We start from the raw sequence: 14837 nt of genomic DNA, 5'->3' as shown, positions 1-14837 counted from the left end.
TCTTGAACAGGTGAAATTTGATTTATCATAAAATCAAGCCATAATCAAAATGGTCTCCCTGTACTGAATGTTAAAATAGTTTGTTGTTCCCGTTTTAATAATATTTGAAAAAGAACTTGTAAGATATTCTACAGGTTCTTTTTATTATAATCGGTTACTTATATCATGGGATAATCACACATAAAAAACGGGACATTACCTAGATGTATGACCTAAATATCGTCCCGTTTACCTACTCTGTATAGTTATTGCAGAATTAAACCTACAATCATAATTAAACTAAATACTATCATCCAACCAAACGCACAATAGCCAAAAACTCTAATCCATTTAGGTAATTGATGCATATTAATTTTATTTGTGGGAACTCCTTGCATAGAAAACATCATTTTTTGATTTCTATCTCTATTATTTTGTTGTTCATACATAATATCATCACCTTTCCAGAACTATTGTGTTTATAGTATATCAGCCTAAATAAAATTATGTACAGAATAAGAGGGGATAACATATATATTATGTGGTGAATTTTATAAATAAAGACATTTAATTGCCATGGTTCTAAGCGCTAATCCGTTATAAATTCTGAAAAAGAGCCCTACATAAATAGGACTCTTTTTCTTCAAACATTAAGTTGCTGGATATACATCAGAACCAAGGTAACGTTCTTTTATAATTTGAAGATGATGAAGCTCATGACCAGCAATGATGTATGCTAATGCACGAACTGTAACTTCAGAATTATTCGCATTTCCTCTTTGTGACCAAGCTTCTTTATCTAAGCTTCTAAGTAAATACAGGGTAGATTGGCGAACAACTATTAAATTCTCAAGAAGATCTTGCATAGATTGCTTATCAAAAGCAGCTTTAAGAACATACATATCATCGTTATAGCCTGGAAGTTCCGCTGTCTCGCCTCGAGCAATAGATAACAAGCGATATGCCATAATACGTTCTGTATCTGCAATATGGCCGATTACTTCTTTTATACTCCATTTAGTAGGAGCGTATCGAAAAAGTCCCTCACTATCAGAAATTCCCTTTAATAAAAGATTTGTTTCCTTCATTTGTTGTTCTAGAATATATATGATATTTCCGTCTGATACCAAGTTGGTATACGTTGCATAATAGGAGTTATATTCACTTACCTTTGGTCTTATTTGCATATGAATCATCCTTTATATTTAATCTTTAAGTACAGCTTATCACAAAATACCTTCGAATTAATCTGAAAATTAGAAATTACAATTAAAAAATTCACCTACTACCTTAGTTGAAATCGTGTACTTTCACATCAATTAACAAACAGAAGAAGGATTTTTGATTTAACTCTTAGAATATCGTTCTATTATGAGTTCTTTGATATGAATTGTTTTTTTGATTACTTTTGATGATTACTAGGAAATATAGAAAGGTTGTGAAATGATTTGATGGGTTATAAAGCGATGCTGTTTGATTTAGATGATACATTACTTGATAGGGATAAAGCAGTAGAGGCATTATTTTTAATTGTTTTAGAAAAGTGTTATGAAAATGTAGATGGTGCGGCTAAAAGCAACATGTTACAGAAATTCAAAGAATACGATAAAAGAGAATATGGTATAAGTAATAAAACGACAGTTTTAGAATCATTGTTTGATGAATTCACGCCAAGGTATAGATTGCCACGCAATTACATCCAAGATTTTTGGAATAATAATTTCCCTAGATGTTTTTCAATAGACCAAAATACTATTCATTTCTTAAATCAAATAAAGAAGCACTGTAAAGTTGGAATTATAACAAATGGCTCAACTCAGAGGCAAAAAGCTAAAATATTTAACACGAATTTAAATAAGTATTTTGAAACAATCATTATTTCTGAAGAAGTGGGATTTAGTAAACCTGATAAACGTATATTCGAACTAGCATTAAATAAGTTAAATTTACAACCGGAAAATACTTTATTCGTTGGGGATGACTTAGAAAAGGATATTGCTGGTCCTCAAAATGCAAATATAAAAGGTGTGTGGTTTAACCCTCAGAAAATCAAGAATACTACCAAAATACAACCATATGCCGAGATTAACACTTTGGATAGTTTGTTAAGTTATGTTACTCCACAATATTTTTATAACAAGTAAAAGTAATCCCATATATATATTAAAAAATATAAAAAAGAGAAACTATCATTAATTTCATTGACCGTATTAGTAGTAAAAAATAGATGTTTACAACAAAAAATAGAAGCGATTTTAATAGCTGTGGCTAATTTAATCTATGATTAATACGAAGTTTTGTAAAACAATTTTACTCATACTGTGTAAATTATAAAGGGGTGGTGTATAGTGATAATAAAGTTATTGAATTTTGATTAAAAAAGATAAGAGCCTTACTACATTCTATATGCAGCAAGGCTCTTTAAAGTTGTTTCAAATTATATCCATCTGCTTATGTAATGCTTAAAAAATGAATAATAAAGTTGTTTACTTCTTATTAAACTAACGCCCCCGTTAGTTTAAGTGTAACTCTTCATAATTATTTGATATTATATAGATAAATAGAAATATAAATCAGAATTTAGTTTATAGTTATAAAAATAAGTTATTTATACCCTTATAATTCTTCAGAAAGGAGAGTGTATGAAAAAGACTATTGTTTTTGTATTAACGATATTTATATTATTCTCAGGATTCGCAACACAAAGTTATGCGTTGTCAGATTCGAAATCTGTGGCAATACAAGCATTGCTAGATGATGCCTGTCGTACGTCAGGTGTGCCTGGAATGTCACTCTCAATACTTGCTGATGGTGAAGTGTTCTACTTTTCTTCTGGGTATGCAGATCTTGAAAAGGGACTGTCTGCAAGTGAAAATACACTCTATGAGTTGGCCTCGGTGAGTAAAGCTTTTACTGGTATGGGGATTTTGCTATTGGAAGAGCAAGGGCTGCTATCAATGACTGACCCTATCCAAAAATATTTACCTTGGTTTACGTTAAAGTATCAAGGTAAACCTGTTGATATGCAAAACCTTACACTAAATAACTTTCTTCACCATACCAGCGGCCTAACAAATATTAGACATCTTCAAAATATTCCACAAGGTAATACGCCTGATATGTTGCAAAAGACTGTGGAAACGCTGGTAGATGCAGAATTGGCGTTCTCTCCTGGTGAACAATATAACTATGGAACCGTTAATTATGACGTATTGGGTTTGGTTATTGAGATTGTATCACGACAAAGCTATGAAGACTTTATGAAGGAGCAAGTATTTCTACCCTTAGGTCTTCACCAGACGTATGTTTATAAAGAAGATGCTCAAGCCACTGGACAGTTAGCACAGGGTTACCGTTCTTCCTTTTTTATAACAACTCCATTTAACGCTCCGTATTATACCGGGAATAAACCTGCCGGCTATATCATTTCTAATACAAAAGATATGGCGCGTTGGATGGGCATACAGATGGGTATCGTGCAGGACATACCCGAAATATTTCACAGGGCCATCGAAAAATCACATAGAGGTGATATGTCTGTTTCGGCTGTCAATGATATGTATTATGCGGCAGGTTGGTCGGTAAACGCCGAACAAACGTTTATAGAACACACTGGGGGTAATCCAAATTTTAGTACCAAAGTAGCATACTGCCAAATGAAAGAACAGCCATCTGCTTACTGAGCAACGGCGCAAATACCAATATAAACCTGGTACTACAAGTTAAAAATATATTAAACGGCAATCTAACTCAGTCATATGAGATAAGTGGCACACAGCTTTTGGACATCATTTTGTCGTCTACCACAATTATTCTTTGCCTATTAGCCGTTCTGTTATTTTTCTTAGGATTAAGAAAAGGGAAAACGAATGAGCAGCAGCCAATGACAAAAAAGAGAACAATCGTAACAATTATTTTCCTAATCGCTACTATTGCCCAGTGTATAATGTTTTTTGCCTTCGATTGGTCAACGATACTTATTTGGCAAACATATAGTGTTCTTACAGCTTTAATTTCGTCAACATTATTAACAGCAAGCATTACTTGGTTTGTATATACTCACCGATTAGATGCCTCGGTCCGAAAATAAGTACAATGTTAAGTAAATAAATCTTAATTTATCGATATCCTTAATTTAAAAAACAGAAGACACCTCGGTATCTTCTGTAATGTCATCGACACTTCTCCTAGTTAAACCCACTTGCTATTTCTTCCACTAACCTGCCTCGTTAGTAGAAGAAGGATTTTTAAACTACTATATTATTTTTTAAATGACTTTATTGTAAATTAAACAACTTTATTATCTCTGTACAGGTGGGACTATGGAAATAAAGAAAGTAGTAATCGATGGAATCAATATTGCGGTCATTAGAAACGATAAGGTATTAATATCGGATGTTCAGTCTGCATTAGATACTATGGCAACAGTTCAAAATGAGGTAGATGCGAAACATATTATTATCCATAAATCTTTAATAAGTGAAGATTTCTTTGACCTAAAAACACGGCTTGCGGGTGATATCCTTCAAAAGTTTATAAACTATAAGGTAAAGATTGCTATTGTTGGAGATTTCTCTATGTATACTAGTAAAAGCTTAAAAGATTTTATTTATGAATGTAATAAAGGAAATGACATTTTTTACTTAGCAACTGAACAACAAGCAATTGAAAAACTAAGTACATTAAAGTAATAATTATATCCTGCTAAATTCCCCCATTTCACTTAGTTCATAATTATATACGATATAGAAGAACTGATGTTTGTGGTAAACTAAGAGATGAATAAAGGGGGAGTTTTTTTGAACAATTTTAATATTATAATCCAAAATTTAAATAATATAGTTTACAAACCTAACAACTTAATGATTACGAATCTAAAAGAAGAAAAGCAAAACGCAGAATATGCCGGATGTTTATTCCACTTAAATAACAAAACCATTCGTTTTAGAAAATCAAAAGTTACACCTAATAAAATTGGTCAATTTGTTTCTTTTTGGGAGAAAGATGAAAATATGCGAAATAGAGCTTTCTCTTATGAAGCTGCTCCTGATTTATTAGTAATCACTTGTATTGCTGATAATAAACTAGGGCAATTTATTTTTGCCTAAAGAGATTCTTCTTAAAGAAAAAATATTGAGAACACAAAGTCAAACAGGGAAAATGGCAATGAGGATTTATCCTGTTTGGGATACCACTGTTAGTAATCAAGCTAAAAAGAGCCAAACGTGGCAACTTCAAATATTTTGTTGATTTAAGTGATAGTAATAATTTGCCTATAGATAAACTATTAAATTTATATTCGTAGCTTTTGATTTGCCCCAAAAAGAAGTGATTACAAAAAACATGTGTAATGACACCTCCTATGTGAATCGTAATTTTTGTACCGGTACAGTTAAATGAAATGTACATTGTTACAGTGCCCCTTAAAATTTACAATCAGCATATATTATTTAAACTTATAAATTTTTAAGGGGTGCTAAATATGACAAGTTTACAAGATCAGCTTTTCACAAGATTAAATCTTAAAAAACGTAATGATGTAACGTTTGAAGAATTACCTACCATACTCTTTTCGTTTGCGCATACTATACCATTTGAGAATTTAGATGTTATAGCACGAAATACGAATCAAATCTCTCTGGAAAACTTACGAGAGAAAATTTTAACTAGTTCCCGTGGTGGACTTTGCTACGAATTAAATACTCTTTTTTACTATTTCTTAAGAGACTGTGGCTATGATGTACAACTGGCATTAGGTACGGTGTATAAAAACGATATAAATGCATGGGCACTTGAGGATGGCCATATAACAATTATTTTAACTTATGATAATGTACAGTATTTAATTGATATAGGTATAGCTTCGTTAGTACCTCTTGTTCCTGTACCTTTTACTGGCGAGTCGGTTTCTTCAAAAAATGGTTCGTACCGGGTGAGACGGAAAGATACGAATAAAGGAAATTATGTTTTAGAAAGAATAGATGCTGCTGGAGAATGGAAAGTTTGTCATGCTTTTTATAAACATATTATTGATGAGATAGTAGTAAATGATGTTCAAAGAAGAGTGATAGAAGATGAGAAGTCTATTTTTAATAAAGGACCAATTGCAGTAAAGTTGACGAACTCTGGCCATATTTCATTAACGAATACAAGTTTAACCGAAATTATTCATGGGGAAAAAACTAAGCGTGAAATTACAGAAGATCAATATAAAGAGTTTTTATATACTTTATTTGCTATTAAGTTATGAATAATAAAGATAGCCGGTTCTTATTCAGAAGCGGCTATCTTTATTATTTTTGGTGTAAATGGTTTTCTTCTAATATGTTTCGGAAACTGCGGTATAGTTAATGTTTTTAATGTTTCCTCAGCTTCTTCATATGTATGAAAAATTGGTTCTTTTCCATCATCCCCTTGTAAAACTAGCCCTTCATCTCGGATTACATATGGCATAAAACCACCCCATCTAGTAAAGAATTATGTTCTTTTGCAGCAGAATAATACGATTTAAAGTTTGATTTTCTTAATACATATAATACACTAGAACAGTACGAAAAAGTATGTACAATGAATTTTGAATGTAAAGGAAGATTATTATGTCAGTTATTGATAAATTGAAACTTAATAAGTATACAAATATGGTCGTTATTAACGAACCAAGTGATTATGACATTTTTACAGGTAAAGAAACTGCATTCTCAAAAGAACACGATGCTATCTTTATATTTGTAGAAACGCTTGATGAAATGGTGAAACAAACGAATTTTATTATTAGTAATGAAGAATTACTAATTGAAAAAGGTTACGTATTCTTCGCATATCCGAAAAAAGGTAATGCTCGTTATAGTACGTTTATTCACCGTGATGAGATGTTTCCGGCATTAAACGTTGGAGAAGATGGTTATGTGGGAGAAAGCGATATTAAATTTGCACGAATGGTAAGTATGGATGAAGTCTTTACTGTTGTTGGTTTAAAACGTGAAAAGAAAAAAACAACAAAAACATCTGCTATGAGTCAATGTGTTGCCGATTATGCAGATCGAATTAAAGATGTTGAAGCATTATTAGCTAATCATCCGAATGAACTTAAGTTTTATCAAAGTTTAACGCCTGGATACCAAAAAGATTGGGCACGTAATCTTTTTTCTGTGAAACAAGAAAAAACACGTGAAAAACGTCTAGAGAAAATGATAGAAATCCTTTCACAAGGCTACAAAACAATTGAATTATTCCGTAAGAAGAAAAAATAATGATTAAGGAAGTCACAATGCTGCAACAATTAATTGTGATGAGTACATTGAAAAAAGCATTCCTTCCATTATACTAAGGAATGTTCTTATATTTATATAATTAGCAAAAGAGAAAAGGTGTTTGAAATGAAATCGTATATTGTAGTTGGATCAGGAATTTTAGGAGCGTCTACTGCTTATCATCTTGCTAAGGCAGGTGCGAATGTTACTATCGTGGATCGCCAACAATTAGGGCAAGCAACCGATGCAGGAGCAGGTATTGTATGTCCATGGCTATCACAGCGCCGTAATAAAGCATGGTATAAAATCGTTAAAGGCGGTGCACGTTACTATTCTTCGTTAATTCAGCAATTAGAAGAAGACGGTGAAACTGACACAGGATATAATCGTGTAGGTGCAATTAGTTTACATACTGACGAGAAAAAGTTAGATCAAATGGAAGAGCGAGCTTATAAACGACGTGAAGATGCCCCGGAGATTGGTGAAATAACTCGCTTATCAGCTGAAGAAACAAAAAAATTATTCCCAGCATTATCAGACGAATATAGTTCTGTTCATATTAGTGGTGCTGCACGAGTAAATGGAAGATTATTACGCAATGCATTAATAAGTGCTGCGAAAAAACATGGTGCAACTTTCATAAAAGGCGATGCTATATTAGTCCGTGAAGGAAATCATATTACGGGAGTTACAGTAAACGATGAAACAATTTTAGCGGAAAAGGTTATTGTAACTGTAGGCGCATGGGCGAATGAAATCTTGAAACCATTAGGAATTAATTTCTTAGTTACATTCCAAAAAGGACAAATTGTTCATCTGCAAATTGAAAATACAGCAACAGAAAATATGCCAGTTGTTATGCCACCAAACGATCAATATATTTTAACGTTTGACAATGGTCATGTCGTAATTGGTGCAACACATGAGAATGATACTGGTTTCGATCATCGTGTAACAGCAGGTGGTTTACATGAAGTATTCCATAAGGCATTAGCAGTTGCACCTGGCTTAGAAAATGCTACAATGCTTGAAACGAGAGTTGGATTCAGACCATTCACACCAGGATTCTTACCTGTTATCGGACCGCTACCTAACTTTGAAGGAATTCTCGTTGCGAATGGATTAGGAGCTTCGGGTTTAACAGCTGGTCCATATCTAGGAGCGGAACTTGCTAAACTAGCGCTCGGACAAACGATTGAATTAGATTTAAATGATTATGATGTTGCTGGCGCAATTGAATAATATAGGGTACTGCTAACATTTAGGAAAAACCATGCTAAACAAATTCGACAAGAAATAATCAGTTTTTCCTCTGTTAAGAGTAAGCCTGTTTATGAAAAATAAAATTATTTAAAAATAGAGGGCCGACATTATAAACCTGCACTAATAATGTAGAATTGTGATGGCGGCTCTTTATTCATATTGATTTAAAACTTATTTTCGAGAGGAGGTTAAGTAATGAGAGCGCCATATCAAGTATTGATATTTCCTTATATAAAAACTGCCGATTCTATTCAATATGCCATTTTTAACCGAAGTGATTATGGTTATTGGCAAGGAATAGCTGGTGGCGGAGAAGACGGTGAGATTCCTATTGAATCAGCAAAACGGGAAGCGTTTGAAGAGGCTCGTATTACAAGAGAATGTCCATATATACAATTAGATTCTGTGTCTTCACTATCAGTAGAAGATGTAGTTGGAGGATTCCTTTGGGGAGAAGAGGTTTATGTAATAAAAGAATTTTCTTTTGGAGTTAAAGTCCCTACAAAAAACATATCATTATCTAAAGAACACTTCAATTATAAATGGTTATGCTTTGAGGAAGCAGTAACGTTTTTGAAATGGGATAGCAACAAAACAGCATTGTGGGAATTAAACAAAAGACTATTAAAACAATAAAAGTTTTAGCTAACAAAGATAGTAGTGGAACAAGAATTGAACCATTAACAAACCTTTGCTACACTTCTAAACAATGTTTTATAGATTTGGCATGGGTAATGAACGAAGAGAACTTGTACTAAGAAAAGCCCTATACAGTTGACTCTGAAAAAATGAAAATAATTAGAAATATTTTTATATCGTACGGTTTTTGGCTATGAATAACGGAATAAATATTAAGTATTCAACAGTTTAAATAAAACGAGTTAGCTTTTTATTTTAAGAAGAAAGATGACTCGTTTTATGCTAAAATTCGCTTAGTGTATATTTTCGTTAAAATGTGGGTGGGCCCCCTTTTAGCAAAACCGGAGTGGGAATGATGAGTATAAATAGTTTTGTGGGATTGATAAATGACGAATTATTAAAAGAGGTAAGCATCCGAAGTGAGGATGAATTCGAGCCTGTAGTAGTTAAAGATATTCCTAGACTTTGGAAGTGTTTAGGAACAGGTAATTATGCCGCAGTATTCATGCACAGAGAATACAAAGATTGGGTAGTGAAAGTTTACGTGCGAGAAGGAGAAGGAATTGAAAAAGAGTCAGAAGTATACCGAAGAATTGGAAATCATCCTTCTTATTCAAAGCTTATATATAAAGGAGAAAATTTCATAGTATTGAAACGTTTAAAAGAAATTACCTTATACGATGCTATTCATAAGGGTATTAAAATTCCTAAGCAAGTAATACTTGATATTAATGAGGCTTTAGAGTATGCGAGGGAACAAGGGTTAACTCCTTGTGATGTTCACGGGAAAAATGTGATGATGGAAAAAGGAAGGGGATATGTAGTCGATGTATCTGATTTCTTAAAAACAAAAGAAGATAGTAAGTGGAGAGACCTAGAAAAGGCATATTTCACCTTTTATTTTCCTTTCATATATAAATTACCTTTCCCGGTTAAAATACCGTATTTTATGTTAAACATTGTTAGACGTTCGTATAGAAAATATAAGAAGCTTAAAAAGAAATTCAAATTGTAAAAGGACCACATACTTATCTTTAAGTTAGATAAGTGAATCAATAGTAAAATTAGTACCGTATATTTCAGATATGTCTAATATGTACGGTACTAATTTTATAACTTCATGAAGTAATCAGTAGGCTTTATTTTCTTCTTCAAACTCTTTATTCTTTTTCTCTAACTTTTCAATTATTGACTTTAATGTAAAATCAGCGGTAGTCTTTGACAAAAAAATAAAGTACTAGATTGCTGCTGGTTAACTAGACTAGCGTAATCACTTATCACTTATCATTGTTTCACATTCATTATTTTATCTTCCATATCCTTATCCCGAGTATTGGTATAAGCGACATAACTGTATTCTATTTTGCTCATTTTTAGCTCCGTGTTATGTGTAGTCTGCTCCTCTCTCTTTGACGAACATCCATAATCCAATTGCAAAGAAAAACAAAATATAGGTGATATCTATCGCTAACGACATAAGTAAGCCAACTAATTCCGATTTATATTGTGACGTGCTCCAATAGACACTTAAATCATCATGATGAATGAATAGAATGTGTGTCCATGATGTAGATAAGAGACTACCTCCAAATATCATTTGTAAAAAGTATAGCACTAAGCTACTGCCTACTGCGATAGCAGCTAATCTCGTCCACACGCCAATCAAGGATGCTAGACTTGCATATAGGCAACATTGCAATGCGATTGCTCCAATAGAATATATAACATCCGTCATGTCGCCCCATTGTATGTTTTGGGGAGCCATCAGAAGATTCGCTAACAAAGAAACAATGCATATATTAACAATACCCGTAATGATGAGCAAAATCATCGCAGCAATTTTTGCAACATACAACCGTGAGCGCGAGGACGTATGCAGGAACAGTTGTTTCAAAGTTCCATATTGATACTCATCCGTCCAAATAAGAGGTGACAAAACAATCGCCCAAGGTAGAATAACAAGCATTCCCGATAGGCCAAGCAAAGCATTTACTATTTGAGCCACCGTATCATCAGCCTTGAGATCACTGGTGTATGCCCAAGATAACAGTACCGTCATCACAATAAAACCAATGTGTGAAAGAATAAAGATTCTTTTATTCACTATCTTCAAACATTCATTCCATAACAACTTAACTCACCTCACCACGCGCAGTTGTCCATTTTAAAAACTTATCCTCTAAACTCGTATGTGTCGACAACACCCGATGAACTTCCACCCCGGCAGCACACAATGCTCGAATCAACATTGGAACTTGCCCTTCATCAATAGCTACTGTTATAGTATGCACACCGTTAGATAATTTCTCTGTCTGCATATAATCCAATGCATGATGATCTTCCCCAAACAAGTTAACCAAAACTTCGCTTGTAAGCTCAACATTATCAATGTGAAGAGTGATACAGAATTTCCCATCATTTAAGCCATCATCAATCCTTTGCTCTGTCACTAAGCAACCATTCTGCATAATAACCACTCGACGTGCCATCTGCTCAATCTCAGACAGTTGATGACTGGAAATCACAATTGCTACGCCCAAATCTGTCGCAATTCTATTTAAATAGTTCCGGGTTTCACGGACACCAGCAGGATCAAGTGCATTCATCGGCTCATCTAACACAAGCAACTTTGGCTTTCGCAGTAGTGCTTGTGCAATTCCCAAGCGTTGTTTCATTCCCATGGAATACGTGCCTACTCGCTGATCAAGCGCATGTTCTATGCCGGTTAGACTGGCTACCTCCAGCAACCAGTCCTTACTTGCATTTTTGTGCAAACGCTGATATTGTCGTAAATTTTCATACCCACTCAAATAAGGATAGAATGCAGGTGCTTCAATCACAGCCCCTACATTGAGGATTGCTTTAGAAAACTGACTTTTAATACTGTAACCTGCAATTTGCACGTCCCCGGCACTTATTGTGCTTAGACCAACTATCATCTTCATCGTGGTTGTCTTGCCCGCTCCGTTCGCACCAAGTAGTCCAATAATTTCTCCCGCTACCATATCGAACGATATGTCTTGTACAATCAACTTGCCCTTGATTTCTTTCGTTAGGTGTTGCACCGATAGTACTGTTTTCGATAGTCCCACTCCTTACAATATAAGTACAATCCCATTTCATGAATTCATTAAGAACAGCCTGTAAAGAAAAATCAGATTTGTCGCAACCGCACCTTTTGATTGATAAAATTTCGTTAAACCTTTTACTTCATTAACACTCATTTTCATATCATCTTATTTGTTTTCTTCTTATCCTTACTATAGAAAAAATTGGCGAATGAAACGAGTGATTTCCCTTACAAAATAGTTCGTTATCTTACAGTTTTGTCATTTTTCACATCATTTTGTGATACCTGGGATACTATCCACATCGTCATCAACTTAAGAAATTGATTCTTCCCCAAAACGGAAAAACGAGCCGAATTCTCATAAATAATTGTGAAAATGTAAAGTTCTCGTTAAGGGGGTGTCTTAAAATCTTAGCTTACTGGGCATATGGTGTTACCTCAAAAAATAAAAAGATTAGGAGTGAATCCTAATCTTTTTATTTATACATATTTTTGTTAGTTATATCACTATCAATTCCAAAACGGGATATTTTGAATAAATGAAACCGTCAAAATAAGTGTTGATGCGGAACCAGCAGTTACTAAAGTTACTATTTTTCGTCCATTCTGTTCTTTTGAAGGTTTTATAAGTTCTGTAATTAACAAAATCCATATTATGATAGATACTATTGAAATAATATTTATAGACATATGTAACACATCCCTTCGTGTTTTTACATAAATATTTCTGCTTTTATAAAATAAAAGCAATTTAACAAGAAAATATGTAACGCATTACAAATCAATATTTTCCTGTTAAACCACCTTTTTTAAATAGAAATACGACTGATAAAACGATAACAACAGCCTTCAAACTGCCCCAATATGGATAAATAGCATGATCTGTTAGACTAGCATATTGAAAAATATTCTCTAAACCGAAAATTCCTATCATGACTGATAAAATGAATGAAGCTGATCCATACGTCCCGTTATGATAGAGGGTAAATAAATAGACTGCGAAAATTAGTGGTAAGATGATTTGTAGTACGATTATCATAGTTCGTCCCCCATATTATTTATAATTATATTATATACAAAATTGTAATAAAAAGGAATGCGACTTATTTGATACTAACAAAACTACTCTAATCATATTCTTCTATAAAAAGAAGAAAAAGGGGTGTACAGTTAATTGACAAAAGTTAAAGTTAGTTTACGACCCATTGTTCATAATATAAATTTACCAACCGTATTGAAAACAACAATACTTCCAGGCGAATCGACCGAAAGACTATTTATCGCAACCCAATTAGGAGAGATTTTTTACATAGGGAATGGAGTTATAAAGATATTTTTAGATATTCGTCACCTAATTATTAAATTAGGTACATTTGAAGAAGGTGTTTCTAGTAGCGGTTATGATGAACGCGGATTGCTTGGACTTGCGTTCCATCCACAATTTTATCAAAATGGGTTATTTTATCTTCATTATTCAGTAGCTGGAACTCAAGGGCCAGGTGCATTTTCTGAGCAATTTAAACCGAATCCTTGTGACCCTAAAACGCTAAATTTAAAGTGGGTTAATAGAAATACGCAATATGATCACATTGATACAGTAGAAGAATGGACTTTACAATCTAATGGTCAAGCTCAAAAGCGACGAACATTACTGAATGTAAGAAGACCATTTTTTAATCATAACGGAGTCAATAGTTTAAACTTTTCACCTGAGACTGGAAAACTTGTTTTTACAAATGGAGATGGCGGATCAGGTTATGATCCATTTAATTTAAGCCAAGATGATTTAGAAATAGCAGGTAAAATAATTGAAATCGATGTAAGTAAAAATACATTTATAAATAACCCTCCTGTAGTTACACGCTTCGATGAACTTCCTTTATCTATACAAGAAACACTTACAGTAATTGCAAAAGGAGTACGTAATATAACCGGCATTTCATTTCAAAGGTTTTATAATCAATATATCAAATACGCCGGAAATGTCGGACAAGATATTGTAGAGTCTATTTTTTCATTTGTTCAATATAAACCTATACCGGTTACAGAACTTGTTCAAATGCATTTTATGAGGTTAACTCCCAATCAAGATGGGGTTATCAATTTTGGGTGGCGAGGATGGGAAGGGGATTTACCTACTTCTTTTATACGACATTGTTCTGAGAATCAGACTTTGGATGAGAGAACAATGGTTTATTATGATGAAACAATACAAACTTCAGTCAAGCGTATTCTGCCTCTACTTAGTTATTTTCATAAAGATTCTAGAACAGATAAGTTTGGAGGAACTTCACTTACAGGAGTTCAGCCATATATGGGAAATGCAATTCCAAATTTAACAGGTAGCGTAGTGTTTACTGACCTTGCTAAGAAAGAAGATTCTCGACCGCCAGTTAAAGGTGTTTTAGCCTATACTAGAGCAGGTACAGACGGTAAACATGCTGACTTTCATGCTATTGAAACCAATTATGATTTTGGTACGCAAGCAGCTTATTATATGAGTTTAGGAACAAATTTGAATCAAACTAAATTATATTTAGGAGTTTACAGTTCTATGAAAGTAACTGATTTTAATAAAGGTACCATTTTTGAAATTATTCCCTGATACGATACACACTCGTAGTTTAATAATCCAA

15 protein-coding genes and 2 pseudogenes are annotated in these 14837 nt (G+C 33.4%); 10 read left to right on the top strand and 7 right to left on the bottom strand.

What is annotated here, in order from left to right; translation table 11 throughout:
• Positions 1-245: 245 nt before the first annotated feature.
• Both BC_RS13660 and BC_RS13655 read right to left on the bottom strand, forming a co-directional pair.
• A complete protein-coding gene (locus tag BC_RS13660) occupies positions 246-428 on the bottom strand; it encodes a hypothetical protein (protein ID WP_000273240.1) in 183 nt (60 codons plus the stop codon).
• Between the two features lie 201 nt (positions 429-629).
• Complete coding sequence (locus BC_RS13655) at positions 630-1166, bottom strand: DinB family protein (RefSeq protein WP_001167131.1); 537 nt, start codon at positions 1164-1166, stop codon at positions 630-632.
• Between the two features lie 264 nt (positions 1167-1430).
• On the opposite strand from BC_RS13655, the gene BC_RS13650 reads away from it, so the two are divergent.
• The 5 genes and pseudogenes from BC_RS13650 to BC_RS13630 all read left to right on the top strand — a co-directional run bounded on the left by BC_RS13650 (position 1431) and on the right by BC_RS13630 (position 6229).
• The gene (locus tag BC_RS13650; RefSeq protein WP_000540712.1) at positions 1431-2123 is read left to right on the top strand and encodes an HAD-IA family hydrolase; all 693 of its coding nucleotides are present in this window, start codon (positions 1431-1433) and stop codon (positions 2121-2123) included.
• 498 nt (positions 2124-2621) lie between these two features.
• Positions 2622-4069: pseudogene (locus BC_RS13645) on the top strand (serine hydrolase domain-containing protein).
• Between the two features lie 232 nt (positions 4070-4301).
• On the top strand, positions 4302-4670 hold the full coding sequence (locus tag BC_RS13640) for a DUF4180 domain-containing protein (protein WP_000403456.1): 369 nt from the start codon (positions 4302-4304) through the stop codon (positions 4668-4670).
• Positions 4671-4778: 108 nt separating this feature from the next.
• Positions 4779-5284 (top strand): annotated as a pseudogene (locus BC_RS13635) (MepB family protein).
• A gap of 177 nt (positions 5285-5461) precedes the next feature.
• On the top strand, positions 5462-6229 hold the full coding sequence (locus BC_RS13630; RefSeq protein ID WP_000202746.1) for an arylamine N-acetyltransferase family protein: 768 nt from the start codon (positions 5462-5464) through the stop codon (positions 6227-6229).
• A gap of 20 nt (positions 6230-6249) precedes the next feature.
• Here the strand turns inward: BC_RS13630 and BC_RS13625 are convergent, their stop codons facing one another.
• On the bottom strand, positions 6250-6432 hold the full coding sequence (locus tag BC_RS13625) for a hypothetical protein (RefSeq protein WP_001147158.1): 183 nt from the start codon (positions 6430-6432) through the stop codon (positions 6250-6252).
• A gap of 143 nt (positions 6433-6575) precedes the next feature.
• Between BC_RS13625 and BC_RS13620 the strand changes: the two genes are divergently transcribed.
• From BC_RS13620 to BC_RS13605, 4 genes are all read left to right on the top strand, one after another.
• Complete coding sequence (locus BC_RS13620) at positions 6576-7229, top strand: YdeI/OmpD-associated family protein (protein WP_000110844.1); 654 nt, start codon at positions 6576-6578, stop codon at positions 7227-7229.
• Between the two features lie 126 nt (positions 7230-7355).
• Positions 7356-8471: an NAD(P)/FAD-dependent oxidoreductase gene (locus BC_RS13615; protein ID WP_000844385.1), complete on the top strand. Its 1116-nt coding sequence runs from the start codon at positions 7356-7358 to the stop codon at positions 8469-8471.
• A 216-nt stretch (positions 8472-8687) separates the two neighbouring features.
• Positions 8688-9128, top strand: a complete 441-nt coding sequence (locus BC_RS13610) for an NUDIX hydrolase (protein WP_001202590.1) — start codon at positions 8688-8690, stop codon at positions 9126-9128.
• Positions 9129-9486: 358 nt separating this feature from the next.
• Positions 9487-10146: a serine/threonine protein kinase gene (locus tag BC_RS13605; RefSeq protein WP_000026539.1), complete on the top strand. Its 660-nt coding sequence runs from the start codon at positions 9487-9489 to the stop codon at positions 10144-10146.
• Between the two features lie 369 nt (positions 10147-10515).
• On the opposite strand, the gene BC_RS13600 is transcribed toward BC_RS13605, so the two are convergent.
• From BC_RS13600 to BC_RS13585, 4 genes are all read right to left on the bottom strand, one after another.
• Positions 10516-11262 (bottom strand): ABC transporter permease, encoded by a 747-nt coding sequence (locus tag BC_RS13600; protein WP_000964515.1) that lies wholly within the window; start codon positions 11260-11262, stop codon positions 10516-10518.
• A 1-nt stretch (position 11263) separates the two neighbouring features.
• The gene (locus BC_RS13595) at positions 11264-12223 is read right to left on the bottom strand and encodes an ABC transporter ATP-binding protein (RefSeq protein ID WP_011110150.1); all 960 of its coding nucleotides are present in this window, start codon (positions 12221-12223) and stop codon (positions 11264-11266) included.
• A gap of 488 nt (positions 12224-12711) precedes the next feature.
• The gene (locus BC_RS13590; RefSeq protein WP_000026314.1) at positions 12712-12891 is read right to left on the bottom strand and encodes a hypothetical protein; all 180 of its coding nucleotides are present in this window, start codon (positions 12889-12891) and stop codon (positions 12712-12714) included.
• Positions 12892-12982: 91 nt separating this feature from the next.
• Positions 12983-13240, bottom strand: coding sequence for a hypothetical protein (locus BC_RS13585; protein ID WP_000587699.1), 258 nt, complete (start codon positions 13238-13240; stop codon positions 12983-12985).
• 135 nt (positions 13241-13375) lie between these two features.
• Here BC_RS13585 and BC_RS13580 point away from each other — a divergent pair, with 135 nt between their 5' ends.
• The gene (locus tag BC_RS13580) at positions 13376-14806 is read left to right on the top strand and encodes a PQQ-dependent sugar dehydrogenase (protein ID WP_000169990.1); all 1431 of its coding nucleotides are present in this window, start codon (positions 13376-13378) and stop codon (positions 14804-14806) included.
• The last annotated feature ends 31 nt before the right edge of the window (positions 14807-14837 follow it).

The organism is Bacillus cereus ATCC 14579 (assembly GCF_000007825.1).
Classification (GTDB): Bacteria; Bacillota; Bacilli; order Bacillales; family Bacillaceae_G; genus Bacillus_A; species Bacillus_A cereus.
The sequence above is the reverse complement of the archived record's forward strand: the minus strand, read 5'-3'. Positions and strand labels throughout refer to the sequence as shown.

Excerpts from the sequence above, each read along its gene's own strand:
- BC_RS13660 (WP_000273240.1), bottom strand. The coding sequence starts at position 428 with ATGTATGAACAACAAAATAATAGAGATAGAAATCAAAAAATGATGTTT.
- BC_RS13615 (WP_000844385.1), top strand. The coding sequence starts at position 7,356 with ATGAAATCGTATATTGTAGTTGGATCAGGAATTTTAGGAGCGTCTACT.
- BC_RS13610 (WP_001202590.1), top strand. The coding sequence starts at position 8,688 with ATGAGAGCGCCATATCAAGTATTGATATTTCCTTATATAAAAACTGCC.
- BC_RS13620 (WP_000110844.1), top strand. The coding sequence starts at position 6,576 with ATGTCAGTTATTGATAAATTGAAACTTAATAAGTATACAAATATGGTC.
- BC_RS13590 (WP_000026314.1), bottom strand. The coding sequence starts at position 12,891 with ATGTCTATAAATATTATTTCAATAGTATCTATCATAATATGGATTTTG.
- BC_RS13630 (WP_000202746.1), top strand. The coding sequence starts at position 5,462 with ATGACAAGTTTACAAGATCAGCTTTTCACAAGATTAAATCTTAAAAAA.
- BC_RS13655 (WP_001167131.1), bottom strand. The coding sequence starts at position 1,166 with ATGCAAATAAGACCAAAGGTAAGTGAATATAACTCCTATTATGCAACG.
- BC_RS13640 (WP_000403456.1), top strand. The coding sequence starts at position 4,302 with ATGGAAATAAAGAAAGTAGTAATCGATGGAATCAATATTGCGGTCATT.
- BC_RS13625 (WP_001147158.1), bottom strand. The coding sequence starts at position 6,432 with ATGCCATATGTAATCCGAGATGAAGGGCTAGTTTTACAAGGGGATGAT.
- BC_RS13605 (WP_000026539.1), top strand. The coding sequence starts at position 9,487 with ATGAGTATAAATAGTTTTGTGGGATTGATAAATGACGAATTATTAAAA.
- BC_RS13585 (WP_000587699.1), bottom strand. The coding sequence starts at position 13,240 with ATGATAATCGTACTACAAATCATCTTACCACTAATTTTCGCAGTCTAT.
- BC_RS13650 (WP_000540712.1), top strand. The coding sequence starts at position 1,431 with ATGGGTTATAAAGCGATGCTGTTTGATTTAGATGATACATTACTTGAT.